Genomic DNA, 26716 nt, shown 5'->3' with positions numbered 1-26716 from the left:
CCACGGCGTGCACGCGCCCAGCACTATCTAACACCGCACAGCCTACCCGGCCCCTAACCTCTGTGTTCTTCACGGGCGCTGTCTCGCTCCGGCGAGACTCGCCCATCGTTTTCACGAATGAAGGCACAGAACATGTCCGATACCTCTTCCATCTATTATTTGTCCCAGGCTTTGGAACTGCGTGACACGCCCAGCGAGCTGGAAAAAAAACTGGGCATCGAGACCACTGATCGCAACTGGCTGAGAAATCTGTTTCTTTCCAACCAGGAGGCCCGCCAGGCACTCGACCCGCCAATGTCCGTCGACAGGCTCTGGCTGCTGGTGCCAGACATCCCCCCGGTCGACCTGGCCGGAGCCTTTCTGGTCAGCGGCAATCGCCGTCACCCGGCCTTTCTGTATACCCCCGCTTCAGGCCTGGAGCGATTCGATACACCCGGGCAGGCGGCCGCCCTGTTGCTCAAACGTTTGGGCGTTGCCGCGCAACGCGATGAACTGCTGTTCTTCGTCGCACTCAAGATCAAGTCGCTCATCCAGCAGGCCCAATCGCCGCTCTTGTCCTCGGACCCCCTACAGGGCGCAGTGCTGGATGATCGTCGCCAGTCGATCGAAAGAAGCCTGGATCACAACCTGGCGAGCCTCAATGACGAGTTGCTCAAGCTACCCAGCCTCACTCTGCTGCTCGGCCAACTGCTCAGGAACCAATTGGGCACGCAGATGAGCCACGTCAACCTCAATGCCCTTACGGTGATCAATCATGTGCCCTCTTCACTGCACGAGACGGGCGCGCCACTCCCGCTCAATCCGGTCTCGACCCTGTTGTTGAGTGACGCCCTGCTGGAACACTACAACCGGGGCGGCTGGGTAGCCGGGCAGTCGAGAGAGTTCATCGCCCCCGGCTATGCGTCCTCGGCCGAGGACAAGCTGATCTGGGAAAATGCCATCGAGCATGCTTCCAATGACTTGAACAATCACCTGAGCAGCACGCTGCAAGCCTTCTGGAACGACGCCGTCGACAACGGACAGACACGTCGGGAGTTTTTCATCGAGGTACTGGGCACGCGCTTCAGGGCTGAGTTGCTCAAGCAGGAACTGGACTGGAACGTCATTACCCCGCAGCAATTCGAATGGCTGTGCAGCCTCTACCCACGGGATGACTCGAAGCTGCATCAAACCGTACTCCATAGCCTGGCCGTCGAAACGAGTCGAGGCGCGACGGTACACCCCAGCGCCTTGGTCATGCGCAACGAGCATGACACCTCGTTCTTCCTCTACTGCGCCACGCGACTGCGGACATTCGAAAGCGAGGCCTCGCTGCTCGATTGGGCCAAGACACAACTTCACAGCTCGGACCGGGACGATGAGCTGTGGCACAGCCTGTCGCTGCACGAGCGCGCCACGTTGAAGTCCTCGCAGATCACCCGCATCACGTTGATACCGGGTCCCTCATCAGTCTTCGAGAAGCTGTTCGATGACATACTCGTCAAGCAACGCGATAACGTCGAGTACGTGCTGGCACGCTATCGCGCGAGCAACGGCGCGTTGGCGCTCGGCGCGGCGTTCGAGAATGCACTCGATATTCGCGCCTTGATCGATCCGGGCTTGCTCTCACTCGACGACCAGGGCCGATGGAGCCATCGACTGGACCTGGTTGTCCGCGAAGCACCGGCGTTTCCCGACCTGCATCAGGGCCTCTCGCCCACACTGGACACCGTGAAATACCAGTTACGAAGCCTCAACGAGCTCAAATCCACCCTTGCCCGTGGTTTAAAAAAACGCCTGACACTCAGCGCCTTCGTGCAGAACGAACTGTCCTGGGAATTGAACCGAGCCCACCTGCCCCTCGTGTCCTGCGCCAACCTCTACATCAACCGCTATGCGTCCGCGCTTCCCAACCTCGGGGATACACCGTTGACACCTGAAAGTTCGCTGAGCGTCGTGGAGCATTTCCTCGAGCGCCTGGCGAAGCGTGCGCAGGCACTCGCCCCAGCCACAAACCTCGGCCTGTTCAGCAAGACCGACGAGGGTAGCTGGGCACGCATCGCTAGCCTGGACATCGCCGGGTTGAATAGGATCATCGAGAAAGTATTGCCAGACTTCCACGGGCACTACCTGCGCCAGCAACGCTCTGTGTATGGCGAGCTGTCCGCTCCCCTGGACGAGGCCGTGACGTTCGGACTGCGGCGCGAAGCGCAGCTCAAAGCGCTGCAAGGCAGCTTGGGCAAAACCGATCTGGAAGTGCTCAATTGCGTTCTCGACAGCCATCAAAGAAATCTGCGCAACGGCTTGCGCGGCTTCATTCCAGATGCTTTTGCGCTGACCCTCAAGACTGATGCGACGGCAGTTCCGATCAGGCTGCACAACTGCTTCCTGCTGACCGAGCGAGGTGGCCTGAGCGCCGAGCACTCCGGGGCCACGTTGCTATGGACGCCGTTTCAGGGCGCGGAAACCTTCCCCTCGTTTCATGACGCCAAAGTTGAACTCCATCGGCGTTTGCACAGCCCCGTGGAGCGCCTGGCGCTGCTGGATAATATCGCTCGCAGCGAACGACCCTCGAATTTACCCGCGCAAAATCAGAACGAGAATCATCGCCCCTACCCGACCGTGGAGTTTGAGCTCATTCAGAGCGGTTTTCGGGGTGACCGTCAACACTCACTGATCGACAAGGCATTAGGTGATCTGAGCCATGCGCTAGCGTCCCCATACTCGGGAAAAAATCTCCATCGCTACCTGCAGTCCTGTCTGGAGGCCCACTCGACGATAGCCCCTCTTGAGAGAGCCATCCTGGCCGCGGAAAACGCCGCCCTGCATCTGGCTCTGCCGCCCTGGTTGGCTGGCACCACGGGCCGTCGCCAGTTCGCCCTGGCGAGCCTGCTCGACCGCTACCGCCAACACGCCGCCACGACAGATGACTATCACCAGGGCCTTCCCGATATCCGCGACAACGCCAGGACCAAGGTCATGAGCCTGCTCTCGCGGGATTTTCCGACAGCCCGACTCGATCCCGACACCATTAGCATCTCGCTGAGATTGCGTAATGTCACCACCCTGGAGTCACTGACCGACTTCGCCCTGCGACACTTTGACGATATCGACAGCAGTTCGTTGATGATTCGCTCGCTGGAGGGCGTACTGCCTAGTGGACTGACAGTCGATCGCCTGAAGACCCTGGTAAAAGAGACCGCTATTGGCAATCACTTCGCCAAAATACTCGATTCGTTCCTGACCGGCGGCAAAGACGCCATGACCCAGCGCCGACCGGCTTTTGGCAGGCACTTCTACTGGCAGGGACTGATGCACGCCTTCACCCAGGTGATTGGCAATACCCTATCCGCCGTCGCCCACGGTTTTATCAAGCATCTGCTGGCAATGCCGGATGGTATGGCCAGGGAGCCCTTGAACGGACGCAAGATCGAGCTTCGTCCGCTGGAACTGATCAGTAGTGCGAACGCGGACGCGAGCGTCGACCCTGTGGCGGGCTTCTATCTGATCGGACCGAGCCCCGACGAGCCGGGTCCACAAATCCTCTTCATCCCTCAAGGCAGCTCGCCGGTTTTCAAGGAATATGCCGATCAGGCTGCCTTTATCCTCGACCTCAATACCTCCAGCGACCTGCAACAACGGGTACTCGAAAGGCTCGCCCACCACAAGCGCGCACATTATGCGCAGCAGGTGTTCGCGGCGCAGCGGGCTATCGTGGCGATCAGCAACCACCCCTTGCGGGGCAATCTCTTGCATCGACTCTACCAGGACGCCGTCGCGCTCCCGAAGGGCATGCTCGATCAACAGGGCGTGCAGGACCAACACCTGACCTGGCGCAACGCGCTGTCTTGGCTTGAGAGCGGTCTTTACCAGGGAGAAAGCTACCTGCTGGGCAGGTTGCGCTTGCCACTGGTCATCTGGCAAACGCTGCCACAGCTCAAGGATGCCGCGGACAAGCTCTGGCAGGGCCGCTGGAGCGAGGCGATCGAAGAGTTCGTCGTCAGCCTGGCGCAACTGGCCGTGGCGCGCAAGGGATGGGGTGGGCCGGACATCGCCAGCCTCACCCCGGCGAACACCGCACAGGTCGTCGAGTCCCCCTTTCCCGAGTCGCCCTGGCAAGACAGCGGACTGACGCCTGGACAAAAGCGCAAGATCCTGGATCACGAAGCCCATGAGGTTTCGTTGCAGGATATGACTCTGGATCAGGTCACCGGGCTGTACCGCGATGCGACGACGCAGCGGGTATTCGTCGCTGTCGGTGGAAGAGTGTTCCAGGTACAGCAAGACCAGCGAGGCTGGCGCATCGTCAAGGACCAGGCCCTGGGGCCATGGCTGAAACAAGACGTGGACAAACGCTGGTCGTTCGACCTGAAAGAACGCTGCATCGAAGGACCCTTTCAATGAAACTGTTCGACTATTGCTTTAATCCCAACGTCTTCAAGAACGAAATCCGCGTCCAGGCGAGCGGAATGCCTAGTATCCGCCGGGTCAGCCCCATCAAGGCCCGTCAGATTCGGCGTGGTCACGATCTGGCGCGAAGCTACACCACCGCAACCCTCTTAAACTTGGATCGGCTCTTTTCAGACTCGCGCCTTGATAGCAGGCGTCGTCTTTTTGTCGAGCAGTTCTTCGACACCTCTCCGGTGAGTGCCGTCACCCTGGAAAAAATTCGGGTCCTGACGCGCCAACTGCTCGAAGAACTGCTCGACCCCTCGCTCGACCCCGAAACCTCGCCGCGCTACGTCGTGGGCTCGGCCGTCCACCCGCAGCACGGTATTCAGGCCTTTATAGTGCTCAATGAGCCGGTCAGGAGAATCTATCTGACCGAGGCTTTCTTCGATCCCGGCTTCAATAAGTATCTGCCGATCCGGCCCAGGACCTTCGACATGCTGGGACACAATATGGCGAGCGTCCTGCTGCATGAAATCAGCCATCTCGTGCTCGATACACTCGATCTCGCCTACCTGAATGCGAGCCACCCCTTCCTGGACCTACTGGAGACCGTCACACCGGGAGGCAAGTATCGCTACCGGGGACTCGAGCAACTCCAGAAAAATGCATTATCGAGCACCACCCCTGCCAATGAACTGTTCAGGAGGATCGACGATTACGACCTGAACTGGCACGACTTCGTCGGAAAGCCCTTGCAGCGAATACTGCAAATGACCGGAACCCGGGATCTGGACGACGCCCGCCGGGTGTTTTATTCCGATGAGAACAAGCGAGTCGACGTGATCCTGAGCAACGCGGACTCCCTTACCCTACTGATCGCCCACCTGGGCAGGCCAGCCGAGTTTAATCCCTTGCATTAGGTCGATTGCGCGGCAAGCGCACGTAGCTGTCGCAGGTCGCTCTCGGCCAGGGCGATACCATCGCGCAGCGATTCGGCACGTCGGCGGTGGCGCCGCTCACCCGGCAGGCGTTGCAGGCCGGCGCCGCGCATCTGGTTGACCAGCGTCTGGCTGCGCTCGGCGAAATCGTGCCCGGCCGACTTTGCGGGATCGATGACAATGATCAACTGCCCGGTCCAGGGGGTCTTGGCGCCGGGGTGCCGCGACCAATCGAACTCGAAGGAGAAATTGCCACCGGTGAGGGCCGCTGCCAGCAACTCAACCATCATCGACAGTGCCGAGCCCTTGTGACCGCCAAACGGCAGCAGCGCGCCGCCGTCGAGGATCGCGTTGGGATCACAGGTCGGTTGACCGTCACGATTCACACCGATGCCGTCTGGCAAACGCTCGCCCTGGCGCGCCGCGATCTGCACATCGCCATGGGCCATGGCGCTGGTCGCGAGATCGAAGACAATCGGATCGCTGCCGGCCCGTGGCGCGGCGAACGCAATCGGGTTGGTCCCGAACAGCGGCCGCTCGGCGCCATGGGGAACCACGCAAGTCATCGAATTGACCATGCTCAACGCCACCAGTCCTTCATAGGCAAATGGCTCGACATCCGGCCAGAGCGCCGCAAAGTGGTGGGAGTTGCGGATCGCCAGGACTGCAATACCCGCACTACGGACCTTCTCCAGCAACATGGGGCGGGCTGCGGCCAAAGCCGGCTGGGCAAAACCGTTGACCGCATCGACCCGCACGAATCCCAACGCTACATCCTCGACCACCGGCACCGCCCGACCATCGACCCAACCACTGGCCAGTGTCGAGACATACCCCGGCATACGAAAGATACCATGGCTATGGGCACCATCGCGCTCGGCACTGGCGCAGTTCTCGGCCAGCACCCGCGCCACTTCCAGAGAAGTGCCATGACGCTGGAAAACCTGCTGCAAAAGCGCAATCAGGTCACCATAGGCAATGTGTTGGGTAGTCGTATCGCGAGGTGCAGACATCCGAAACTCCGATTCCGCTGAGTGTTATTGGAAGAACAAGAGAAAGGCACTACCTGGGCAGATGCTGGCACTATCGGGTGACCATCGGGCAACTGTCAAATCTCCGGGAAGGCAAGGAACGGGATGGCCGCCTTCGGCGGTTCGCGAGCCAGCCCGGCATCTACAAGACTGTGGTGAATGCCTGTCAATGCCGGGCATCGAAATGATTCGCCCATTGCCGCTCGGCGAACTGCTCGATGATGAAATCGACAAACGCCCGGGTCTTGCCCGGCAACAATTTGTGTTCGGCGTAGTAGATCGAGATATTGCCATCGTCCACATACCAATCCGGCAGCACCCGCTGTAAGGTTCCGACCCGCAGCCAGGCCAGGGCGAACGGCATGCTCACCAGGGCGATGCCCAAGCTCTGGGCAGCCACGGCACAGGCCGCTTCCGAATCGCTCATGGTCATGCAAGCGGTGAGGTTCAACGGTTGGTGTTCGCCCTCGCGGCCGCTCAGTTGCCAGGTACGCACGCGGCCGGTCTGGGGCGAGCGAATCAGGATGCCGGTGCAACGGCGCAGATCGTCCGGCGTGACGATCGGCGGCTGTTGCGCCAGATAATCGCCGGATGCCACCAGTACCCGATGGGCCACCGTCAGCTTGCGCGCCACCACGCCTTGGGGCAGTTCGAAGCCGCCGCCAATCGCCGCATCGAAACCCTGGCCGATCAAGTCCACCTGGCGATTGTCGAAATTCCAGTCCGGACGGATATCCGGGAAGCGGCGCATGAACTCCCCCAGCAAGGGAACGATATACAGCCGACCGAAGACCGTGCCCATGCTGACCTTGAGCGTGCCCGCCGGCCGCCCCTTGGCGCTGGCCAGATTGGCCACAGCCTTCTGGATGGTATGCAGGCTGGCGCCGACTTCGCCGAGAAACAACTGGCCGGCCTCGGTCAGGGTCAGGCTGCGGGTACTACGCTGGAACAAACGCACGCCTAGGCGCGCTTCGAGCTTGGCGACACTCTTGCCGACCGCCGCCGGGGTCAGACTCAGGCGTCGCGCTGCCTCGGCAAAGCTGCCGACTTCAGCGCTACGGACAAAACATTCGATGCTACTGAAAGTTTCCATGATTGCCATTCACAACTTTTGGTTTACACAGACTAGAACAATTACCGTCTACTCAGGAATCAATTCGCAATCGATACTCTGCGCCAACAAGGCTCTTACCTCCTTCCCTCTTGCGGCCTTGAACTTAGGAGAACGACATGACCGAACACGCTCTCAACGGTAATCTCACCGGCAAAGTAGCTTTGATCCAGGGTGGTTCTCGTGGCATCGGCGCCGCCATCGTCAGGCGTCTGGCGGCACACGGCGCTGCGGTGGCCTTCACCTATGTGAGTTCGGCGGCCAAGGCCCAAGCACTACAGGACAGCATTATCGCCGATGGTGGCAAGGCCCTGGCCATCCAGGCCGACAGCGCCGACGCCGCAGCGATCCGTCAAGCCGTAAATAACACTGTCGGGGCCTTTGGCCGCCTGGACATCCTGGTCAACAATGCCGGGGTGCTGGCCATGGGGCCTCTGGAGGATTTCAGCCTGGAAGATTTCGATCGGACCCTGGCAATCAACGTGCGCAGTGTGTTTGTCGCCACCCAGGAAGCTGCACGACATATGGGCGACGGTGGCCGGATCATCAATATCGGTAGCACCAACGCCGAGCGCATGCCCTTCGCCGGCGGCGGTCCCTACGCCATGAGCAAGTCAGCGCTGGTGGGGTTGACCAAGGGCCTGGCCCGCGACCTTGGCCCGCGTGGCATCACCATCAACAACGTGCAACCGGGACCGGTGGACACCGATATGAACCCGGCCGATGGCGAGTTTGCCGACAGCCTGATCGGCTTGATGGCCGGCGGTCGTTATGGCCGCGTCGAAGAGATCGCCAGCTTTGTCGCCTACCTGGCAGGGCCGGAAGCGGGCTACATCACCGGTGCCAGCCTGACCATCGATGGTGGGTTCAGCGCCTGATCCCAATCATCTGCGATGATCGTTCCCACACTCGGCGTCCGCTGTCTTGACGTCGAGCCTCTCAGGCTGAATGCTTTTGCCGCTTGTGGGCGCGGTCATCGGCTCCGACCAGGCGCCGCTGGTGAACGTCGCTCATCGAATGCACTGGCATCCTGTCGAAACATTCTCAATACTGCGCACACTCAGCCTTCTCAAAACGAGACAAACGATGTCCGACGCGCACATCAGCCCGCCACCTTTAAGCACGGCCTTGATCCTACTGATGGCTACTGCCACCGGCCTTGCCGTGGCCAGCAACTACTACGCCCAGCCGTTGTTGCACACTATCGCCCAACAACTGGGCTTGAACATGGCTACCGCCGGGACCATCGTCATCACCGCCCAATTGAGCTACGGCGCCGGATTATTGCTGCTGGTGCCATTGGGCGACCTGTTCGAGCAGCGTCGGCTGATCGTCGTCATGACTCTGCTCAGTGCCTTCGGCCTGCTGATCAGCGCCTTCGCCCCCGGCTTACCCTGGCTGCTGCTGGGCACCGCGCTGACCGGGCTGTTCTCGGTGGTGGCCCAGATTCTGGTGCCGATGGCCGCCAGCCTGACGCCCCTGGAACAACGCGGGCGAGTGGTCGGGACCCTGATGAGCGGCTTACTGCTGGGTATCCTTCTGGCGCGCACGGTGGCCGGGGCACTCTCGTCGTTCGGCGACTGGCGGGCGATCTACCTGCTGGCGGCAGGCCTGATGTTCATCTGTGCCTTTGCCCTGTTTCGCGCCTTGCCACGGCATCGGCAGAGTGCCGGACTGAGTTATCCGGCCCTGCTCGGTTCGGTCTTTCGCTTGTTTATCGAGGAGCCGGTGCTGTGCCTGCGGGCGGTGCTCGGCCTGCTGACCTTCTGCCTGTTCGCCTTGTTCTGGACCCCGCTGGCATTCTTGCTGGCCAACCCGCCGTACAACTACTCCGACGCGGTGATCGGTCTGTTCGGCCTGGCCGGTGCCGTTGGCGCGATGGCGGCCAACCTCGCCGGGCGCATGGCGGACTCGGGCAAGGGCGAGTTCGCCACCACCATCGGGCTGCTGGCGTTGCTGCTGTCCTGGGTGCCACTGGGCTTTGCCGGGAGTTCGCTGGTGGCGCTGTTGATCGGCGTGCTGGTGCTCGATTTCGCCGTGCAACTGGTGCATGTGAGTAATCAGAACGCGGTATTCAAGGTTCGCCCAACGGCGCGCAACCGCCTCAATGCAGGCTATATCACCTGCTATTTCATCGGCGGCGCACTGGGCTCACTGTTGGGCGCACAATTGTTTGGGCCGTTTGGCTGGAGCGGGATCGTCGTGGCCGGCGGCCTGATTTCCGCGCTGGCACTGGGGATCTGGACCATTGTGCAGCGGCGTGGCAGGGCAACAGTATCGGCTTGATCAGCGGGCCTGCCCCTTCGGCAGGCAAGCCCGCGCAGTTTCGGCACGCGGACACGAATCTTGGATTGAGCGGTTATTTCCAAGCCGGCACACTATGATGGCCGCTCCTGTGCCACGCAGCGGCGATGTGCAAAACTTCACCCACACCCTCGCATCGCATAGAGACACCAGCATGATTCCCAAAGAGTTCCGTAGCGAGGTCGCCCTCGCCAAGTTCCTCGACGCTCACCCTCATCTGCGCGAAGAAACTCAAGGCTTGAGCCCGAAAGAACAACAGCAGCAATTCCAATGGGCCTTTGATGAAGAAGCCGAAGACCAGGGCATTGAGCCCTGGGAATTGACCCTGAAACTGGTGGCCGAGACTCCGCAAGAATTGCAGGTCATGCGCCTGGAAGTCCACCGTGAAGTGGCCGAGGCACTGGGCATGGACTGGGACGAATACTGCTCGTTCAACGATATTGCCGAAGACTGAGCCAGCCAGCCCAAGGGCAATACCCACCGGCAAACTGTGCACGCCCAAGGCACCGCGGCTCGCCAGATTATCTTCGAACAGTGGCACTGGCAGGTCGTTCGCGCCTTTGGCGATTTTCGAATGCGTCTGCAGGTCGACGACAACCTGCCGTTCGTCGATTGCCCGGCACCAATGCCAAGCAGATAACGCCCAATATCAGGTAGGGACTCTCAAACAAGGAGACTCACCATGATCTCATCAAAACTTGCCATGCTCGCGCTGACCGGCCTGCTGGCGTCGCTGTCGCTGACGAGCGTCGCCGCGCCACCTACAACCGGCCCGACCAATCCGGTCCAAGAGCCGAAGCCGCCGGCGCTTCCAGGCGGTATCCATCCCGACAACGACCGCGTGATCAAAAATGGCGCTCTGCCTCCAGGCCAGGGTATCGACCCGCGCAACCAGGGTAATGACAGCGGTCGCCAAGGCGGCATGAATACCGACGGCAACGGCCCCCTAGGCAACCATACCGCTCCCGGTTCGAGCAAAGGCTCTGGCGGCAACAGCGGCTCCACTATCAAATAGATTCTCGGGGCGAAAGCGCGACGATGCGTCGTCATCCTTGTCACGAACGGAAGGAGTCTGCAAATGCCACGGGCAAGCAAAGCCAAATACACTGCCGCGCAGAAACGCCAGGCGGCGCATATCGAGTCCAGCTACGAGGCCAAGGGCCTGTCCCAGGAAGAAGCCGAGGCGCGGGCGTGGGCTACTGTCAACAAACAATCGGGAGGTGGCGAGCGCGCTGGCGGCTCAGGCAGGCACAAGTCGCCCGTGGCCAAGGCAAAAGCCCGCTCGGATTCGTCCAAACGCGCGGCGGCAAGCCGCAAGGGTTATCCGCGCGACAGTCAGGCCTCGTTGCAAACCCAGAGCAAGGCCAGCCTGCTGCAGGAAGCCCGCAGCCGCAACATTCCTGGTCGCTCAAGGATGCGCAAGCAAGAGCTGATCGAGGCCCTGCAAAAAACCGGATGACCCGCTACGGGCCTCAGCTAGGCGCCTGGTGGCCTGTGTGGTGAGCTCTGTGAGTCAATTTCGGCACCACCAGCCCTGGTCTCGAACTTGAGCTAAGGAACTCACCGTACCGGCCACTAGCAGGCCACAGTCGCCATCAACGACTCTGCCCGGTATCGGCGCCACCAACAGCGTGTCTAAATTCGACAAATATTCCTGCGCCTCTCTGCGCGATAGCTTCTATTCTGCTGAATAAGCCCTCTCTCTTCGATCTGGAGCATCCGCAATGGACACACTGAGCAAGTCGGAAATCGAGGCGGAACTGGCCTCCCGTTTGCCCAGCTACAAAGTCGAATGCACACTGCACTCCGATGGCACGTTGTCGGCGATCCTCAGTGGCCCGAATGCCGATCACTTTGCCGTGACCGGCATCATCAGGGCCGACTACAAGGGCCGTGAATCTTTGTCTCGACTGGCCCGGGAGATCCTTGAGGAGATGGTGCTGTCCCGCCAGGGCAGCCGGACCAGCCGAGCACAGTCGCTGGCGGAGAAACCCGGTCAGTCGCTCTCGTGATGAGTCATTTCAAGCTTCCTGGCCATGTCCAGATGCATCTCGAGCTTAGACAAGGTCTGCTGGGCAAACGCCTTCAGCTCGGGCGATTGCGCCTGTTGGGCTTCGTCCTTGAACAGCTTGATGAGCCGTTCATGGGACTTGATCTGGTGGGCCACATACGCCACGTCGAACGACTCTCCCTCCCCCGCCGGTAACATCAGCTTCCTGGCCCGGTCCATGATTTGCGCATCGGGGGCCATGGGCAAGTTGTGGCGGGTGGCGATCGCCTTCAGATCGCGATTGGCGTCGGTGTAATCCTTGATCATTTCCACGGCATAGCTGTTGATGTCCGTGGCGGTCGTTTTCTGGATCGCCAGGCGGCTGGTTTCAATCTCGGCGACGCTCGCCACCGAGACACTGTCGACAAATTCGGCGGAGGTTCCCTCCAGGGCATGGGCCGCCAGGCTGGCGACCAGAATCAGGCTGAAAAACATCAGGCGTAGTCGTGGGGCCTTGCGGCTCATGGCTGTCCTCCTGCGGGAAAAAAATCTATCCACTACAGAAATGGGAATAGCCTGGGCGGTAAAGGTTTAAAAAAAAGACCGTGACTGACGAACGGAGCCTCGCCGGGCCGCCAGGGTTCGCGGTCTACCGGTAATCGTTGAACAGCACCATCAGCATCGGGCAGGGACTTGTGGCGTCGAAATTGACGCACAGAACTCACCACACAGGCCACTAGTCCAATGCCCCGCTAAGAACTTCATAGATGATTCCGCTGGCGATAGCTACTAGGATCAAGTCCGTCCCCGCCTGCTGCCATTCATAGCCATCGTAATGAGGCAGGCGCCCCAACAGTCGACCATCGAGCTTTTTCGCAATGCCGGGGGGAAGAGGCTTTCCGCGCGCCAGGTTCTTTTGGATACCTGGCGGCAACGCCGGCCCCGGACGCCAGTAATCCCGGTACCCGCCCAGCACACCGAGGACGAAGCTGTGATCAACACTTGGCCCGCCTGCCCGGTTACCGCCCGCTGATTTTTTTTGCTTACCCTGGCCGCCCTGATTACCGGAGCCCTGGTAGTTCTCCGAATACCCCTTACCGTTTCCCTTGTCCTTCCCGTTCCCCGGATCAGCCAACACAGTAATGGAGCCTGTCACCAGAGCGACACAAGCAAACGCGGCAATAAACGACTGCAACTTGAGCATTATCCGCTCCTTGAAGAAAAGGGATGTCCTATTGAAATGTAGACGGTATCGGGCGAAAAGCAGCGTATGTTTTGACAATAAAGGGCGTTACCGAGGGGTGAGAGGCATCGGCTGAGTGACCGGAAAATCTAGAATGGGCATCAAAAATCGGAAGGATGTCGCAGATTTTCTGTAACCGGAATCCTGTCATTTTATAATGACGTATTCCCCAATTAAACCACCATCATAGATGGCCTGCAACTTCTTTGCAGTCCTTTGGACGCTTGATATCCAACACCGCCTCTATACGCTCAAACTCGACATCGCTACATCCTTCAAGCCCGTAAAGGGATGTGTAGGTTTCTTTCAGTTTTTTAATGCCGGTCATTGCTGACTCCGCGCCGTTATCTACTCGCCACTTCCAATACTTGCGAGTACCTACGGCGAATTTCCTTTGATCCGGTTGCAAAGTCGCGTGCGGCTTGCCATTGGTAAACACATTTGCGGAGCCGGTTTTGATCTGACCGGTATCGTGACAAGCAAATGAAAGACTCCCGAAAAGAACCCAGGCAAAAGCTCCTGCCCCTCTTTCAGCGTCATGGTCAGTTTGAACAGACGACGGTTCCGCGCCGTAAACAGGGATGAAAGGTCCATTGTCATGTGTAACTCCCAGAATCAGTGTTCGTGTAACCTGCCCGTCTGATAATGCCGCTAACAGCAGTCATCAGGCACTCGGGGACTGACGCAGGGAAGCCAGCCATTTACACAGTCTACCCAGCCACCAGCGGCTGCGGGCTTCGCGTATTTCGTCGATTTGCATGAAGGTGTATGGCGTGGACATATTGCGCTCTTGAATATGGAGGGTGCGTAGGCCACGGATTATATGGCGATAGTAGAGGATTAAGGCTACGGCGCCAGAGGTGCCTGCCAATCACGCCGATACCAGTAAAAAATACCGGCACCACAAATAACACATATCGCTCACAAGCACCTACCAAAAAAACAACCATAAAAAAACATCCATGGCCCGTTTTTTACCGTTTCAACAGTAGGATCAAAAAGCATCATTAACTCACTTTGTAATGTAAGCGCCAATTTTTTATCGGCGCCCGACTTGCCCATGTACTGTTGAACCAGCAGCTCGCACCTTCGGCAGCAGCCTTGCAGGTTGATTAAGTGCAGCCCTGGTTTCGTAAGCGAGGACATGAGCAACCTGCCGTCCGGCCTGGCCGAGCACTTTATAATTTTGTACTTGAGCCGTAATCGGCACTTCGAAATGTAGCTGTCCCTCTACACGCACCAACTTTATCTTGCCCTTGAATGGCTTCTTGGCCGACCTCGAAGTCGATGAGCCCCGGCTATCCGCCCAGTTGATCAGCTTCTTCTCGGCAGCCGTCATGTCCAGTAAATCGATAACCGATTTAGATTTTGACGTTGGTCGGCGCTGCACTCGGTGCGCCAGTTCATGACCAATCACCGCACTGGTTTCTGCGGAGTCGAGCAAGCTCAGGTACATCAGCGGCACGTGCAAGGTCTGGCTTTTGAGCAGGATGTCCGACGACAGCAGATTGACGTCGCGGGGCTCCTTGCACAGAGCGCGTCTACCGCGATGGCAGCAATATGTCCCCCTCACAGCGCCCCTACACATGGAGCATCGAAATAAACCTTAGATACTCCGTATTGCCATCATTTTCTTGCGCGAAAAAAATCGACACGTTCCTCCAGGTACCTATTTCCTAGCGTTCAACCAATTTGTAATAGGTGAACAGGTTCACTTTTTTTCAATTTAGTTTCAATCAAAAGCTGGATCAAAGACGCTATCTAAGTCATTGAATTACTTTAATTTTATAAATTTATGTCGGTCTGAACCGACAAATAATGCCAATTAGACATCATTGCAGCACGTGTCAGAAACGAGAAAAAATCCATTCCTGAGTGAACTTTTCCATACAAGATGTTGCCTTACACGGCGTTGCTGGCCACCCGATATCCATATGCCAGCATCGCATCCTACAAAATCCTGGCGGTGTGCGGCTTTCGATGTAAAAACGTCGGCCGTCGCACTTTGTGAACAGGTGCTCAATTGAAAAATTCGTAGCTCTGCACCTTCTCCCGTGGATATTCGGGAAACAGTGGGGAAGCGTTCAAGGACGATATAGCGATGTCTCAAAGGTTTGACGTTGAAGCACTGATCAGATTGCGCAGCCAAACCCGGGCTATTTCCGATGCGCTCAAGGCGCAGGCCTCGGATTATCTGTCGACCCTCGCAATGCTGATCCGTCCGCAGACGTTTTTCGGTGAATACCTACAGGGCGCGCAACGTAGCAGCGGTCGCGAGACCCAGCACCATTTCAAAGACTTCAAGGAACTCTATGATCGCATCGGGTCGGCAGTGCCCTTTCAACTGGTCAACGAACTGGAAGTCCCGCTCAATCTGATCGATACGACACCGGAATTGTTTGCGCTGGAGTACGACAAGGTACTCTCGCAAAGCGGCCAGGTCATTCGCATCACCAGCCCAGTGCGCTGGGTAGTGGGTTTCAGCTCGTTCGACCTGGCCCGGTTTCGCACCGTCATCAAAGACCCCAATCGCAGCAATGCCGAGCTGTACCGCTTCCTCGTGCATTACCTGGTGTTGTTCTACTGCCTGAGCCAGTCTCCGGGCTTGAGCCGGCTGTTTGGCGGCCTGCGATTCCCCCTCGGTTTCGAGCGACTCAAAGATTTTGGCGACCTGCCTTTTTGCGTCATCAGCTCACCGGTACGCGCCCAATTGCCTGATGAGGCGGTTATCCGTAATAGCACTCAGATCGCCGGCAACACCCATTTCGAGGAACTGGTAGGCCCCGAAAATATTTTGCAAATGAACGATGAAATCCGTCAGCGGCTGCTGCTGACGATCGAAGGAATATAATGCGCCAGGCCAACAGTTGAGCCGACACGCAAACGACTTGCAGCGAATTTGTTCGCACCAGGAGATCACGATGGCGAAGAAGGAAAGTACCCAGCACAAGCTCGACCGCGTTCGCGCACCCAGGGTCCATATCACCTACGACGTGGACATTGGCGACGCGCAGGAAAAGAAGGAGCTGCCCTTTGTCGTCGGTGTGCTGGGCGACTTCTCCGGCAACCCGCTGGAGCCGCTGCCGAAACTCAAGGAGCGCAAATTCATTTTCATCGACCGCGATAACTTCAACGGCGTGCTTAAAGGCATCAAACCACGCTTGAGTTACCGGGTCGACAACACGCTGGCCAGGAACGGCACCCAGTTGGGCGTCGAGCTCAACTTCAACGCCCTCGAAGACTTCGAGCCGCAGAACGTGGTCAAGCAGGTCGAACCGCTGCGCAAACTGCTGGAAGTACGCAACAAGTTGGCTGATCTACGCAACAAGATGGGCGGCAACGACAAACTCGAAGAGCTGCTCATGGACGTGTTGCAGAACACTGAAAAGTTGAAAACGCTAGGCAAGGAATTCGGCCGCGAAGCCGCCGTTCCAGCCACCGATGGCAAAGAGTAGGAGCCTGACGATGAACGACAAGCAAACCGTGACTCACCAGGACAACGATCTGGTTGCAGTGGAAAACTTCGCCCCGCCATCCTCGCTGCTCGATAGCATCATTTCGCAAAGCCGAGTGGCGCGCTCCGAGACCGAGCGCACCCGGACCCGCGACTTGATCGGCGAACTGGTCGGGCAGGTCCTGGAAGGCGAAATGACGCCGAGCAAAGACTTGATCGCCGTGCTCGATGCGCGCATCGCCGACATCGACGCAATGCTCTCCGAGCAAATGAACGAGATCATGCATGCCCGTGAATTCCAGTCGCTGGAGGCTTCGTGGCGCGGCCTGAAGTATCAGGTCGACCAGACCGAGACCAGCACCACGCTGAAAATCCACCTGCTCAACGCCTCGAAAAAAGACCTGGTGCGCGACCTCAAGGCCTCGTCCGAATTCGACCAGAGCGCACTGTTCAAAAAGATCTACGAGGAAGAATACGGCACCTTCGGCGGCGCGCCGTTCGGCATGCTGCTGGGCGACTACGAGTTCAACCGCAGCCCGGAGGACATGTACCTGCTCGAAGAGATCTCCCATGTCGCGGCCGCCGCGCACGCACCGTTTATCTCGGCGGCCTCGCCCGAGCTGTTCGGCTGGGACTCCTTCACCGACATGTCCGGCCCACGTGACCTGGCGAAGATCTTCGACACCGTCGAGTACGCCAAGTGGAAGTCGTTCCGCGCCTCGGAAGATTCGCGATACATCGGCCTGACCCTGCCCCACGTGCTCGGTCGCCTGCCTTACGGCCCGGAGACCACTCCGGTGGAAGAGTTCAACTTCGTCGAAAGCGTCGATGGCCGCGACCACCACAAATACCTGTGGATGAACGCCGCTTACGCGTTGGGCACGCGGGTCACCGATGCGTTCTCGCGCTATGGCTGGTGCGTGGCGATTCGTGGCGTGGAAGGCGGTGGTCTGGTGGAGGGTCTGCCGACCCACACTTTCAAGACTGACGACGGCGAAATTGCGCTCAAATGCCCGACTGAAATCGCTATCACCGACCGCCGTGAAAAAGAGTTGTCGGACCTGGGTTTCATTCCCCTGGTGCACTGCAAGGGTACCGACTATGCGGCGTTTTTCGGCACCCAGTCGGCGCAGAAGCAAAAGCAATACAACACCGACATCGCCAACGCCAACGCGCGCCTTTCCGCGCAGTTGCAGTACATCTTCGCCACCTCGCGTATCGCTCACTACATGAAAGCGATCATGCGCGACAAGATCGGCAGCTTTGCCTCGCGCAAGGACGTCGAATTGTTCCTCAACAAGTGGCTGTCGGGTTATGTGTTGCTGGACGACACCGCCAGCCAGGAAGCCAAGGCCAAGTTTCCGCTGCGCGAAGCCCGCGCCGAAGTGTTTGAAGTACCAGGCAAGCCTGGGGTGTACAAGGCTGTGACATACCTGCGTCCCCACTACCAATTGGACGAACTGACGGCATCGCTGCGTCTGGTCGCAGAGCTGCCACCGTCAACTCGCAGTTGATCGAACGCTGCCAGGGAGGCAACCATGAGTAGTCAACACAAGTTGTTGCCTTCATTGCTGGATCGACTGCTGGACGATCGTGCGCATCAGTCCATTGAAGCATCATCGCAGCGCTTGTGTTCGGTGGCCGATTACAAGGCCAGCATCGTGCGTGACCTGGAGATCCTGGTGAATACCCGCCAGTCCCTGGTGGCGGGCGAACTGGAGGGTTTTGCCAATCTGGGTGGAACCATCCTCGACTACGGCATGCCCGATTTCACTAGCAAGAGCGTGCTCGATCCCCAGGATCGTCTGCTGATCCAGCGTCAGCTAGAAAGAGCCATCACGGTCGGTGACCGACGCTTTCGCAGCGTGAAAGTACAACTGCTCGCACAACAAATCGGCCAACGCGCGCTGACATTTCGTGTGGATGCAGTTTTGCGTCTGCAAGACATTTCGCGTCAGGTCTCCTTCGATGCGGTGCTGCAGGTCAACACCCAGGAATACAAAGTGCGAAATCTCAACTGATGCTCGACGATCTGCTGCCCTATTATGAAAAGGAACTCTCGCACTTGCGCTTTTTGGGCCAGGAGTTTGCGAGTCAGTATCCGAAAATCGCTTCGCGGTTGCTCATCGAGGGCGATAGCTGCGAAGACCCGCACACCGAACGGTTGATCGAGGCCTTCTCGTTCCTGTCGGCGCGCGTGCACAAAAAACTCGATGATGAATTCCCGGAAATCGTCGAAGCTTTTCTTGAAGTTCTTTACCCGCATTACCTGCGCCCTACTCCGTCAATGTCGATTGTCGAGTTCAATCTCGGTAAGCAGGAAAAGATCACCGAAGCCTACCGCGTGGCCCGCCACACCGAGCTGCATGCCAATCCCGTGGACGGCGTGGTCTGTAAGTTCCGCACCTGCTACCCGGTGGAGTTGTGGCCGGTGGCAGTGCAAGAGGCGTCGTTTATCGAGATGGAACGCTCGGCGTTCAACGGCCACAGCGCCGACTTGGTCGCGCGTCTGCGCATTGGCCTGGTCGCCACCTCGGATGTGCTGTTTGGCAAGATGGAACTGGACAGCCTACGGTTTTTCCTCGACGGCGAAAGCACGCTGATGCTGCAGTTGTACGAACTGCTGTTCAACAACCTGGCAAAGGCCACCTTGGTGTTCGAGGATGAAGGCCGCACCCGCGAAGTGGCCCTACCCATCGGCGCCTTGAAGGCGGTCGGCTATCAGCTGGATGAAGGCCTGGTGGATTACTCCGAGCGTTCGTTCCTGGGCTACCGGTTGCTCCATGAATACTTCACCTTCCCCGACAAATTCATGTTTTTCGACCTCTGCGGCTTTGCACGCATCCTTGCGGGCAAGGCCGTGGAGAACGTCGAGATCAATTTCTACTTTTCCGATTACGACCTCACGGACCGTCTGGTTCGCCTGACGCAAAATATTGACCGTAATAACTTCAAGCTCAACTGCACGCCGATCATCAATCTGTTCCGCCAGCAGGCCGAGCCGATCAAGCTGACTCATGCCCAACATGAGTATGCGGTAACCCCAGATGTGCGCCTGCGAAGCTCTTCGGAAGTGGTCTCGATTGACCGCGTGCTCCGCGTGAAAAAAATCGGCGGCACCGACCAGGTCGGCACCTGCCATCCGTTCTTTGAACCGCGTGGCGAGCAGGGCGCAGGCAGCAGCTTCTGGATTGCCCGCCGCCGTGCCGTGCAAACCCAGCAACGCGATGGCTCGAACATGTTTATCCGGGTGGTGGACCGCAACTTGGAGATGATCGACTCGAACAACGACACCTTGAGCATCCGCCTGACTTGCAGCAACCGCGACCTGCCGCTGATGCTGCCGTTTGGCGGCGAACGCGGCGACTTCAATATCCCGGCCAATTCGGTCATCAAGGACATCCGCTGCCTGCGCAAGCCGACCGCAAGCGTGCGGGTACCGCTGGGTAACGGGGTAATCTGGCGGTTGATTTCGCACCTTTCGCTCAACCACATGTCGTTGGTGTCCAAGGGGCGCGAAGTGCTGCTGGAACTGCTCTCCCTCTACAACTATCGCAACCTTTCGGCGATCCGCAAACAGATCAACGGCATCGTCTCGGTCACCAGCGAGCCGGTGGTTGCGCGTATAGGCCACCCGCGCCCGAACTTTGTGCGTGGCGTGGGTATCACCTTGAAATTCGACGAAAGCCAATACACCGGCAGTGGTGTGTTTTTGTTCGGCATGGTGCTCGACCATTTCTTCGGTCAGTACTGCACGATGAACAGCTTTACCCAATTAACCCTTCGCACCTTGCAACGCGAAAAGAGAGTGGTCCAATGGCCTGCGCGAACCGGCGATCAACCCCTGGTCTGATCGACCAGGCCAGGGCCGAGCCGCATCGATTCGAGTTCTTTCAATTGGTGCGCTTGCTGCGCCTGCACTACAGCAGAACCGGGCGCATGGACTTGGAAACCCGGCCGCATGAAGACCCGTTGCGTTTTCGCTCACAACTGTCGCTCAATTTCCCCGCCAGCGAAGTCAGCGATTTGCAGTTCGAGCACGCCCACAACGTGTCGGCAGCGGGCCTGCCACTGACCGAGGTGGAGGTGACTTTCATGGGCCTGGTGGGACCGTCCGGGGTACTACCACGCCCATATACCGAGCTGTTGATGGAACGCCACATCCAATACCGTGACGATGCGGCGCATGCGTTCCTGGATATTTTCTCGCACCGCATGACCACGCTGTTTTACGAAGCCTGGCAGAAGTACAAGTTCTACATCGAGTACGAGCGCCACGGCACCTCTGGGTTTGATCGCTACCTGCTCAACCTCGTGGGTTTAGGGCCGCAAGCGCAGAAGCAAAAGTTCGACAAAGACGCCTCGCCGCTGCGTCGCGAACTGTTCAGCTACTTCTCGGGGATGTTCGCGCAAAAGCCGCGCAACACCCTGAACCTGCAAGTGATGCTGAGCTTCTATTTTTCGCTGCCGTTCAAGGTCAAGCCATTCGCCGGTCGCTGGCTGCACCTGGGCACCGATCAGCGCACCCGACTGGGTCGCAAGAACGCCGTGCTCGGACAAAGCGCCGTCGCCGGCAACCGGGTCTGGGACTATCAATCGTGCGTGCGCATCGAACTGGGACCGCTGGAGCTGGCCGATTACCAGCGTTTCCTGCCGGGTACGGTGGATTACCAGAAGCTGGTCGAGCTGGTGCGCTTTTATGTCGGTGCCGAGCTGGACTTTCAATTGGCCCCCAGGCTCAAGCGCGAAGCTGTACCGGTCGCCCGCCTGGGGCGCCAGGGCAATGTTTCCCTGGGGCGGCTTGGCTGGCTCAAACCTCCCGGTGTCGACGTGGAGCCTTCCCGTTGCGCCCTCTTTCACATTCCTTTTGATGGGGTCTGCCTGTGAACCTGAAGTCCCTGTTTGCCAAGTTGAACGACAACAGCCGCACTGCCACCGAAGGTGCCGCGGCGTTGTGCCTCTCGGAAAACCATTACGACGTCGAAGTCGAGCACTTGCTGCTGCAGTTGTTGGATACCAGCGACAACGACTTGCCGGCCATCCTGCGCCACTACGATGTAGTGCCAGATCGTCTGCAAACGCAGTTGATGACAGCCTTGGGCACGTTCAAAAAAGGCAATACACGCACGCCCGCACTGTCCCCGCATATCACGCGAATGATCGAACAGGCGTGGGTACTAGCGTCTATCGAGTTCGGCGAGGCGCAGATTCGCACCGGTCACCTGGTGCACGCCTTGCTCGACGATGACGAGCTGCGCCGGGTGATCATCGGCTCCGCGCCTGAGTTGGAAAAAATCAATGCGGATGACCTGCGCCTGAACTTCAGTGCGCTGGTTGAAGGCAGCGTCGAGTCCCAACTTGCCAAACCATTGACAAGCGCCAGCAGCGCCAGTCCGATGAAGGGCAACGGCAAGACTCCGGCGCTGGATCAATACACCATCAACCTCACCCAAAGCGCACGCGACGGCCGCATCGACCCGGTGCTCGGTCGCGAGTTCGAAGTACGCCAGATGGTCGACATCCTGACCCGCCGTCGCCAGAACAACCCCATCCTGACCGGCGAGGCCGGCGTGGGTAAAACCGCCGTGGTCGAAGGCCTGGCATTGCGTATCGTCCAGGGCGATGTACCGGCGGTACTCAAGGACGTCGCGCTGCACACCCTCGACCTGGGCTTGTTGCAAGCGGGCGCCGGAGTGAAAGGCGAGTTCGAAAACCGCCTCAAATCGGTGATCGAAGAAACTAAGCGCAGCCTGCACCCGATCATTCTGTTTATCGATGAAGCCCATACGCTGATCGGTTCCGGTGGCCAGGCCGGGCAAAACGATGCCGCCAACCTGCTCAAGCCGGCGCTGGCTCGCGGTGAGTTGCGCACCATCGCTGCCACCACCTGGGCGGAATATAAAAAGTACTTCGAAAAAGACGCCGCCCTCGCCCGCCGCTTCCAGGTGGTCAAGGTTGAAGAGCCCGACGAAGACAAAGCCATCCACATGCTGCGTGGCCTGCTCGCAAAAATGCAAGAGCACCACCAGGTCACCGTGATGGACGAAGCGCTGGTGCAGGCCGTGCGCCTGTCCCACCGCTACATCACTGGCCGCCAGTTGCCGGACAAAGCGGTCAGCGTGCTCGACACCGCGTGCGCCCGCGTCGCCCTCGGCCAGTCGGCACAGCCTGGACCGCTGGAGGACTGCAAACGCCAGATCGATAACCTCCAGGCCGAAATCGCCGTGCTGGAACAGGAAGCCGCTAAAGGCAGCGATCATGCCCGCCGCTTGAGCGCCCTGATCGAACAACTGCGTGCGGAACAAACCCTCCGCCAAACATTGGAACAGCAGTGGAAGCGCGAGCGGGAGCTGGTGGAAAAACTTGGCGCACTGAGCACACCGGAACAGGGCCCACCGGATGCCAACCAACTCGCCGCCGTGCGCGCCGAGTTGGCCAGTGTCCAGGGCGAGCAGCCACTGGTCCACGCACTGGTCGACGGTGGCACCATTGGCGAAGTGATTTCCGGCTGGACCGCCATCCCGCTGGGCAAGATGCTGCGCGACGAAATCGACACCGTACAACGCCTGCCCGAGCTGTTGGGCGAACGTGTGTTGGGTCAGGACCACGCTTTAGTGGAAATCGGCAAGCGCATCAAAATTTCCCGCGCACGCATGGAGGATCCAAACAAGCCGATCGGCGTATTCCTGCTGCTCGGCCCCAGTGGCGTCGGCAAGACCGAAACCGCGCTGGCCCTCGCCGATACCCTGTACGGCGGCGAACGTAACCTCATCACAATCAATATGTCCGAATATCAGGAAGCCCACACGGTGTCGAGTCTCAAAGGTTCGCCACCGGGCTACGTCGGTTATGGTGAAGGTGGCGTGTTGACCGAAGCGGTTCGACGCAAGCCTTACAGCGTGGTGCTGCTCGACGAAGTGGAAAAGGCTCACCCGGATGTGCTTGAGCTGTTTTTCCAGGTCTTCGACAAAGGCGTGCTAGACGATGGCGAAGGTCGCGAGATCAACTTCCGCAATACGGTGATCCTGCTCACCGCCAACACCGGCACCGACCGCATCATGCAGCGGTGCTGGAACAGCGAGGAGCAACCGACGCCGGACGAGCTGGTCGAGGGGCTGCGTGACGAGCTCAATCAGGTGTTCAAGCCAGCCTTCCTCGGCCGTTTGACGGTAGTGCCGTACTACCCGGTCAAAGACATAATTCTCGAACGCATCGTCGCGCTAAAACTGGCGCGCATTCGCCAGCGCTTCGAACGCAATCACCATGCATTGCTGGGCTACGACGAAGCCTTGGTCAAGGCGATTGCCTCGCGCTGCACCGAAGTCGATAGCGGCGCCCGCAATATCGACAACATCCTTTCGAAAACCCTGATGCCGGAGCTCGCTCAGCGTGTACTGGAGCGGATGGCGCAGGACAAACCGATTGAGAGCTTGACCATCGGGCTGGGCAGCGACGGTGACTTCACCTACAGCCTGATCTGATCGATCACTACGAGTAGCAGTTATGGACACGAAACAAAAGCCAGCCCTGGCAGCCGGCATGGTAGCTCTGGTAATGACGGCGATACTCACCGGGTGTGGCGTCACTGACCGCATCGGCAAACGCACCGACGACACCTGGATGGGCGACCTGTTTTACAGCGACAACGAAAAGCTGATCTTGAGCACCTACGCCGGTAATCAGCTCAACCTGGACACCTCCGGCAAACCGCTATCGGTGGTGCTGCACGTCTACCAATTGAGCTCGCTGGAGCGCTTTGCCGCAGTATCCGCCGACGATTTGTCGGCCGCGCCGCAGCCAGCCCTGGGCAACACGCTGATCGAGGAGCGTGAAATCGTCCTGCTGCCCGGCATGGGCCAGACCGATACCTGGCCGTTGAATAAAGCCACGCGCTATGTCGGCGTCGCAGGCTTCTTCCGCAGCGACGAAGACAGTCAGTGGAAGGTCGCCTTCGACGCTAACTCGTTGCGCAAGGACGGCATCTGGTTCTCCTCCAATGGCGTGCGGGTGTTGGCCGACTTCTACTCGGTGCAGGCAGTGCGCGGCATGGATGTGCTGAACCGCCCCAAGACGCAGGCGCCAATTGCCGACACCCCACCGGCCCTGGCGATACCTAAGCCGGTCAGCGACAGGGTGCAGAAGCAAGCGATGGACATGGCTGCCAGCGCTGCGAAAAAGGCCGCCGATACGCCAATGAATTCTCTATTAGAAGGCGCTAAATGAGTAAGCAAAGCCGTGTGATGTGGTCGGAAGGTATGTTCCTCTTGCCGCAGCATTTCCAATATCAGGATGAGTTTCATCAACATCAGTTGGCCGAGTCGACCCTACGCAGTACGCCGTTTCACTGGGGCGTGCAAACGCTGCTGATTGACGAAGAAGCTCTGGCCACCGGTACCTTGCGCCTGATTCGGCTGAAACTGGTGTTCCCCGATGGCAGCTTGTTTGACGCGCCCCAGCACGACCCGCTGCCGGCGGCACGGGACTTGAAGGAGTTACTCAAGGGCAATGACCTCAAGGTATATGCCGCGCTCAAGCTGCCGGAGCCATTCGGCCTGAACTACATCGAAGACGGCCAAGAGCAAAAGAGCGCCCGGCGTTTTCGCAAGCAGTTCGATACCCTGCCTGATCTCAATGAGGGCGACCTGGAAAATGAAATCACCAGCTTGCGCCTGAACGTAGTGATGCTGATCGACGGTGACAACCTGGACGGCTACAGCTACTGCCCGATTGCCCGGCTGTCGCGCAATAACATCGGCGGCTTCAACCTGGATGCGCATTTTGTCCACCCGACGCTGCATGTCGGCACCCATGAAACGTTGGTCGGTCTAGGTAAGCGTCTGCTCGGCGCCTTGCAGTCCAAGAACAAGGCGTTGTCAGGGCGACGTCGTGAGCGCGCCGACCAGATCGCCGAGTTTGGTTCCAGCGACGTCACCTTGTTCTGGCTGTTGAACACGGTCAACCGTGCCTGCCCGAATCTGGCGCACTTGCTGGCCCACCCTCGCCTGCACCCCGAGCGCTTGTATCTGTTCCTCGCGGAGCTTGCCGGCGGTTTGCTGACGTTTTCCCTGGACACCCAGCTCAATGATATTCCCGAGTACGACCACCATGATCCGGCGGCCTCTTTGGTCAAGCTCGACGAGATGATCCGGGTGCTGCTCGACAACGTGATTCCGAACCAATGCATCGTCATCAACCTGACCCAGACCAAACCGTCTTATTGGCAGGGTCAGTTGCTCGACCCGCGCCTGACCGAAGCCGACTTCTACCTCTCGGTGCATGCCGACATGCCCGGCTCCAACCTGCTGGAACTGGTGCCGCGGGCAATCAAGGTGGGATCGCCGGAAGACATCGAAGTGGTGGTCAACAGTGCGATGCCGGGCGTCACGTTGAATCACTCGACACGTTTGCCTAATGCGATTCCAGTGCGCCTGGACAACCATTATTTCTCCATCGAACCCCATGGCCGGGTGTATGAGCGGATGATGAATGCCCAGGCCATCTCCTTTTATGCGCCCAGCGCTTTTACCAATCTCAAGCTTGAACTGATGGCGGTACTCAAATGACCGAAGCCGTGATGCAAGGCGCCGTAGCCACGGCACACAAAAAACCGACCCTCAAAGACCTGGTACAGGACTTTATCAGCATGGCGCTGATTGTGCGCCGGGGCCGGCAGGCGACTTCGCTGAATGCCTTTGAAGCCAGTGTCGATAACTTTTTCAACACCCTGGAGCGCGACGCACGCAGCGCCAACTATAGCGTTGAACAGGTCAAGGACACCCAGTACGCCCTCTGCGCTTTCCTCGACGAAAGCGTGCTGCGTTCCGGCGATAACGCTCTGCGCAACCATTTCGAGTTGCAGCCGTTGCAGTTCCGCTATTTCGGCGTGCATCTGGCGGGGGAGGGATTTTTTGAAAAGATCGAATCGCTGCGCAGCGACGTGCAAGCCAACCTGGATGTACTTGAGGTTTACCACCTGTGCCTGGCGCTGGGTTTCGAAGGCAAATTCAGTCTCGGCCAGAAAGACCAGTTGCGCTATCTGGCCAATACCCTCGGCCAGGACATCGCGCGCTACCGCAAGCCCCCGAAAACCCTGTCACCGAACTGGGCATTGCCCGATCAGGTTTCGCAAATGCTTCGTCACGAAGTCCCGGTGTGGCTGTATCTGGCGCTCATTGCGCTGGTCTGCGTAAGTGTTTACCTGACGCTGGACTGGTTGTTGGGCAAGGACGTCGCCGCTTTGGCAGAACACATCAGCCAGCTGTTCAGTGCCTGAG

General features: G+C 58.8%; 24 protein-coding genes and 1 pseudogene. 18 read left to right on the top strand and 7 right to left on the bottom strand.

Going from position 1 to position 26716, the window contains the following annotated elements:
• Positions 1–132: 132 nt before the first annotated feature.
• Entirely contained in the window at positions 133–4383 is a 4251-nt protein-coding gene (locus AWM79_RS21625) for a dermonecrotic toxin domain-containing protein (protein ID WP_060783751.1), read from the top strand.
• On the top strand, positions 4380–5291 hold the full coding sequence (locus AWM79_RS21620) for a hypothetical protein (protein ID WP_026013405.1): 912 nt from the start codon (positions 4380–4382) through the stop codon (positions 5289–5291). Before AWM79_RS21625 ends, AWM79_RS21620 begins: the two co-directional genes overlap by 4 nt.
• On the opposite strand, the gene AWM79_RS21615 is transcribed toward AWM79_RS21620, so the two are convergent.
• Together AWM79_RS21615 and AWM79_RS21610 are read right to left on the bottom strand one after the other, a co-directional pair.
• Positions 5288–6322, bottom strand: coding sequence for an Ldh family oxidoreductase (locus AWM79_RS21615; RefSeq protein ID WP_017134016.1), 1035 nt, complete (start codon positions 6320–6322; stop codon positions 5288–5290). The genes AWM79_RS21620 and AWM79_RS21615 overlap by 4 nt on opposite strands.
• A gap of 184 nt (positions 6323–6506) precedes the next feature.
• Positions 6507–7433: a LysR family transcriptional regulator gene (locus tag AWM79_RS21610; RefSeq protein ID WP_060784032.1), complete on the bottom strand. Its 927-nt coding sequence runs from the start codon at positions 7431–7433 to the stop codon at positions 6507–6509.
• 137 nt (positions 7434–7570) lie between these two features.
• On the opposite strand from AWM79_RS21610, the gene AWM79_RS21605 reads away from it, so the two are divergent.
• The 6 genes from AWM79_RS21605 to AWM79_RS21580 all read left to right on the top strand — a co-directional run bounded on the left by AWM79_RS21605 (position 7571) and on the right by AWM79_RS21580 (position 11767).
• Positions 7571–8329, top strand: coding sequence for a 3-oxoacyl-ACP reductase family protein (locus AWM79_RS21605; RefSeq protein WP_017134014.1), 759 nt, complete (start codon positions 7571–7573; stop codon positions 8327–8329).
• A gap of 208 nt (positions 8330–8537) precedes the next feature.
• A complete protein-coding gene (locus AWM79_RS21600; RefSeq protein ID WP_017134013.1) occupies positions 8538–9737 on the top strand; it encodes an MFS transporter in 1200 nt (399 codons plus the stop codon).
• Between the two features lie 172 nt (positions 9738–9909).
• Positions 9910–10209, top strand: a complete 300-nt coding sequence (locus AWM79_RS21595) for a DUF6388 family protein (protein WP_026013403.1) — start codon at positions 9910–9912, stop codon at positions 10207–10209.
• 228 nt (positions 10210–10437) lie between these two features.
• Positions 10438–10770: a hypothetical protein gene (locus AWM79_RS21590; protein WP_017134010.1), complete on the top strand. Its 333-nt coding sequence runs from the start codon at positions 10438–10440 to the stop codon at positions 10768–10770.
• 63 nt (positions 10771–10833) lie between these two features.
• Positions 10834–11214 carry a Rho termination factor N-terminal domain-containing protein gene (locus AWM79_RS21585; protein WP_017134009.1) on the top strand — a complete coding sequence of 127 codons (381 nt, stop codon included), beginning with the start codon at positions 10834–10836 and terminating at the stop codon, positions 11212–11214.
• Positions 11215–11479: 265 nt separating this feature from the next.
• Entirely contained in the window at positions 11480–11767 is a 288-nt protein-coding gene (locus AWM79_RS21580; RefSeq protein ID WP_060783750.1) for a hypothetical protein, read from the top strand.
• Here AWM79_RS21580 and AWM79_RS21575 read toward each other — a convergent pair.
• From AWM79_RS21575 to AWM79_RS25455, 5 genes and pseudogenes are all read right to left on the bottom strand, one after another.
• The gene (locus AWM79_RS21575; RefSeq protein ID WP_017134007.1) at positions 11752–12270 is read right to left on the bottom strand and encodes a DUF4142 domain-containing protein; all 519 of its coding nucleotides are present in this window, start codon (positions 12268–12270) and stop codon (positions 11752–11754) included. The two genes, AWM79_RS21580 and AWM79_RS21575, sit on opposite strands and share 16 nt — an antisense overlap.
• 211 nt (positions 12271–12481) lie before the next feature.
• Complete coding sequence (locus tag AWM79_RS21570; protein WP_017134006.1) at positions 12482–12949, bottom strand: anti-virulence regulator CigR family protein; 468 nt, start codon at positions 12947–12949, stop codon at positions 12482–12484.
• Positions 12950–13172: 223 nt separating this feature from the next.
• A complete protein-coding gene (locus tag AWM79_RS25145; RefSeq protein ID WP_156430139.1) occupies positions 13173–13316 on the bottom strand; it encodes a hypothetical protein in 144 nt (47 codons plus the stop codon).
• A gap of 336 nt (positions 13317–13652) precedes the next feature.
• Positions 13653–13850: pseudogene (locus AWM79_RS25780) on the bottom strand (hypothetical protein); the annotation flags it as partial.
• 177 nt (positions 13851–14027) lie between these two features.
• The gene (locus AWM79_RS25455; protein WP_176986976.1) at positions 14028–14444 is read right to left on the bottom strand and encodes a hypothetical protein; all 417 of its coding nucleotides are present in this window, start codon (positions 14442–14444) and stop codon (positions 14028–14030) included.
• 645 nt (positions 14445–15089) lie between these two features.
• On the opposite strand from AWM79_RS25455, the gene AWM79_RS21560 reads away from it, so the two are divergent.
• From AWM79_RS21560 to icmH, 10 genes are all read left to right on the top strand, one after another.
• Positions 15090–15839 (top strand): hypothetical protein, encoded by a 750-nt coding sequence (locus AWM79_RS21560; RefSeq protein ID WP_017134004.1) that lies wholly within the window; start codon positions 15090–15092, stop codon positions 15837–15839.
• 70 nt (positions 15840–15909) lie between these two features.
• A complete protein-coding gene (tssB, locus tag AWM79_RS21555; protein ID WP_017134003.1) occupies positions 15910–16443 on the top strand; it encodes a type VI secretion system contractile sheath small subunit in 534 nt (177 codons plus the stop codon).
• A gap of 10 nt (positions 16444–16453) precedes the next feature.
• Complete coding sequence (gene tssC, locus AWM79_RS21550; protein ID WP_017134002.1) at positions 16454–17956, top strand: type VI secretion system contractile sheath large subunit; 1503 nt, start codon at positions 16454–16456, stop codon at positions 17954–17956.
• Positions 17957–17980: 24 nt separating this feature from the next.
• The gene (gene tssE / locus AWM79_RS21545; RefSeq protein ID WP_060783749.1) at positions 17981–18463 is read left to right on the top strand and encodes a type VI secretion system baseplate subunit TssE; all 483 of its coding nucleotides are present in this window, start codon (positions 17981–17983) and stop codon (positions 18461–18463) included.
• The gene (gene tssF, locus AWM79_RS21540; RefSeq protein ID WP_017134001.1) at positions 18463–20295 is read left to right on the top strand and encodes a type VI secretion system baseplate subunit TssF; all 1833 of its coding nucleotides are present in this window, start codon (positions 18463–18465) and stop codon (positions 20293–20295) included. Before tssE ends, tssF begins: the two co-directional genes overlap by 1 nt.
• The gene (gene tssG / locus AWM79_RS21535) at positions 20259–21329 is read left to right on the top strand and encodes a type VI secretion system baseplate subunit TssG (RefSeq protein ID WP_017134000.1); all 1071 of its coding nucleotides are present in this window, start codon (positions 20259–20261) and stop codon (positions 21327–21329) included. The genes tssF and tssG overlap by 37 nt, the downstream gene beginning before the upstream one ends.
• Positions 21326–23923, top strand: coding sequence for a type VI secretion system ATPase TssH (gene tssH, locus AWM79_RS21530; RefSeq protein ID WP_017133999.1), 2598 nt, complete (start codon positions 21326–21328; stop codon positions 23921–23923). Before tssG ends, tssH begins: the two co-directional genes overlap by 4 nt.
• Positions 23924–23945: 22 nt before the next feature.
• Positions 23946–24665: a type VI secretion system lipoprotein TssJ gene (tssJ, locus tag AWM79_RS21525; protein ID WP_017133998.1), complete on the top strand. Its 720-nt coding sequence runs from the start codon at positions 23946–23948 to the stop codon at positions 24663–24665.
• The gene (tssK, locus tag AWM79_RS21520) at positions 24662–26005 is read left to right on the top strand and encodes a type VI secretion system baseplate subunit TssK (protein ID WP_017133997.1); all 1344 of its coding nucleotides are present in this window, start codon (positions 24662–24664) and stop codon (positions 26003–26005) included. The genes tssJ and tssK overlap by 4 nt, the downstream gene beginning before the upstream one ends.
• Entirely contained in the window at positions 26002–26715 is a 714-nt protein-coding gene (gene icmH, locus AWM79_RS21515) for a type IVB secretion system protein IcmH/DotU (protein WP_017133996.1), read from the top strand. The genes tssK and icmH overlap by 4 nt, the downstream gene beginning before the upstream one ends.
• The last annotated feature ends 1 nt before the right edge of the window (position 26716 follow it).

The organism is Pseudomonas agarici, from assembly GCF_001543125.1.
GTDB classification, from domain to species: domain Bacteria; phylum Pseudomonadota; class Gammaproteobacteria; order Pseudomonadales; family Pseudomonadaceae; genus Aquipseudomonas; species Aquipseudomonas agarici.
Note: the sequence above shows the minus strand (reverse complement) of the source record. Positions and strands in the feature narration are given on the sequence as shown.

Bases quoted from the DNA above. Each gene is read 5' to 3' on its own strand.
- AWM79_RS21625 (WP_060783751.1), top strand. From the start codon at position 133: ATGTCCGATACCTCTTCCATCTATTATTTGTCCCAGGCTTTGGAACTG.
- AWM79_RS21620 (WP_026013405.1), top strand. From the start codon at position 4,380: ATGAAACTGTTCGACTATTGCTTTAATCCCAACGTCTTCAAGAACGAA.
- AWM79_RS21615 (WP_017134016.1), bottom strand. From the start codon at position 6,322: ATGTCTGCACCTCGCGATACGACTACCCAACACATTGCCTATGGTGAC.
- AWM79_RS21610 (WP_060784032.1), bottom strand. From the start codon at position 7,433: ATGGAAACTTTCAGTAGCATCGAATGTTTTGTCCGTAGCGCTGAAGTC.
- AWM79_RS21605 (WP_017134014.1), top strand. From the start codon at position 7,571: ATGACCGAACACGCTCTCAACGGTAATCTCACCGGCAAAGTAGCTTTG.
- AWM79_RS21600 (WP_017134013.1), top strand. From the start codon at position 8,538: ATGTCCGACGCGCACATCAGCCCGCCACCTTTAAGCACGGCCTTGATC.
- AWM79_RS21595 (WP_026013403.1), top strand. From the start codon at position 9,910: ATGATTCCCAAAGAGTTCCGTAGCGAGGTCGCCCTCGCCAAGTTCCTC.
- AWM79_RS21590 (WP_017134010.1), top strand. From the start codon at position 10,438: ATGATCTCATCAAAACTTGCCATGCTCGCGCTGACCGGCCTGCTGGCG.
- AWM79_RS21585 (WP_017134009.1), top strand. From the start codon at position 10,834: ATGCCACGGGCAAGCAAAGCCAAATACACTGCCGCGCAGAAACGCCAG.
- AWM79_RS21580 (WP_060783750.1), top strand. From the start codon at position 11,480: ATGGACACACTGAGCAAGTCGGAAATCGAGGCGGAACTGGCCTCCCGT.
- AWM79_RS21575 (WP_017134007.1), bottom strand. From the start codon at position 12,270: ATGAGCCGCAAGGCCCCACGACTACGCCTGATGTTTTTCAGCCTGATT.
- AWM79_RS21570 (WP_017134006.1), bottom strand. From the start codon at position 12,949: ATGCTCAAGTTGCAGTCGTTTATTGCCGCGTTTGCTTGTGTCGCTCTG.
- AWM79_RS25145 (WP_156430139.1), bottom strand. From the start codon at position 13,316: ATGACCGGCATTAAAAAACTGAAAGAAACCTACACATCCCTTTACGGG.
- AWM79_RS25455 (WP_176986976.1), bottom strand. From the start codon at position 14,444: ATGTACCTGAGCTTGCTCGACTCCGCAGAAACCAGTGCGGTGATTGGT.
- AWM79_RS21560 (WP_017134004.1), top strand. From the start codon at position 15,090: ATGTCTCAAAGGTTTGACGTTGAAGCACTGATCAGATTGCGCAGCCAA.
- tssB (WP_017134003.1), top strand. From the start codon at position 15,910: ATGGCGAAGAAGGAAAGTACCCAGCACAAGCTCGACCGCGTTCGCGCA.
- tssC (WP_017134002.1), top strand. From the start codon at position 16,454: ATGAACGACAAGCAAACCGTGACTCACCAGGACAACGATCTGGTTGCA.
- tssE (WP_060783749.1), top strand. From the start codon at position 17,981: ATGAGTAGTCAACACAAGTTGTTGCCTTCATTGCTGGATCGACTGCTG.
- tssF (WP_017134001.1), top strand. From the start codon at position 18,463: ATGCTCGACGATCTGCTGCCCTATTATGAAAAGGAACTCTCGCACTTG.
- tssG (WP_017134000.1), top strand. From the start codon at position 20,259: ATGGCCTGCGCGAACCGGCGATCAACCCCTGGTCTGATCGACCAGGCC.
- tssJ (WP_017133998.1), top strand. From the start codon at position 23,946: ATGGACACGAAACAAAAGCCAGCCCTGGCAGCCGGCATGGTAGCTCTG.
- tssK (WP_017133997.1), top strand. From the start codon at position 24,662: ATGAGTAAGCAAAGCCGTGTGATGTGGTCGGAAGGTATGTTCCTCTTG.
- icmH (WP_017133996.1), top strand. From the start codon at position 26,002: ATGACCGAAGCCGTGATGCAAGGCGCCGTAGCCACGGCACACAAAAAA.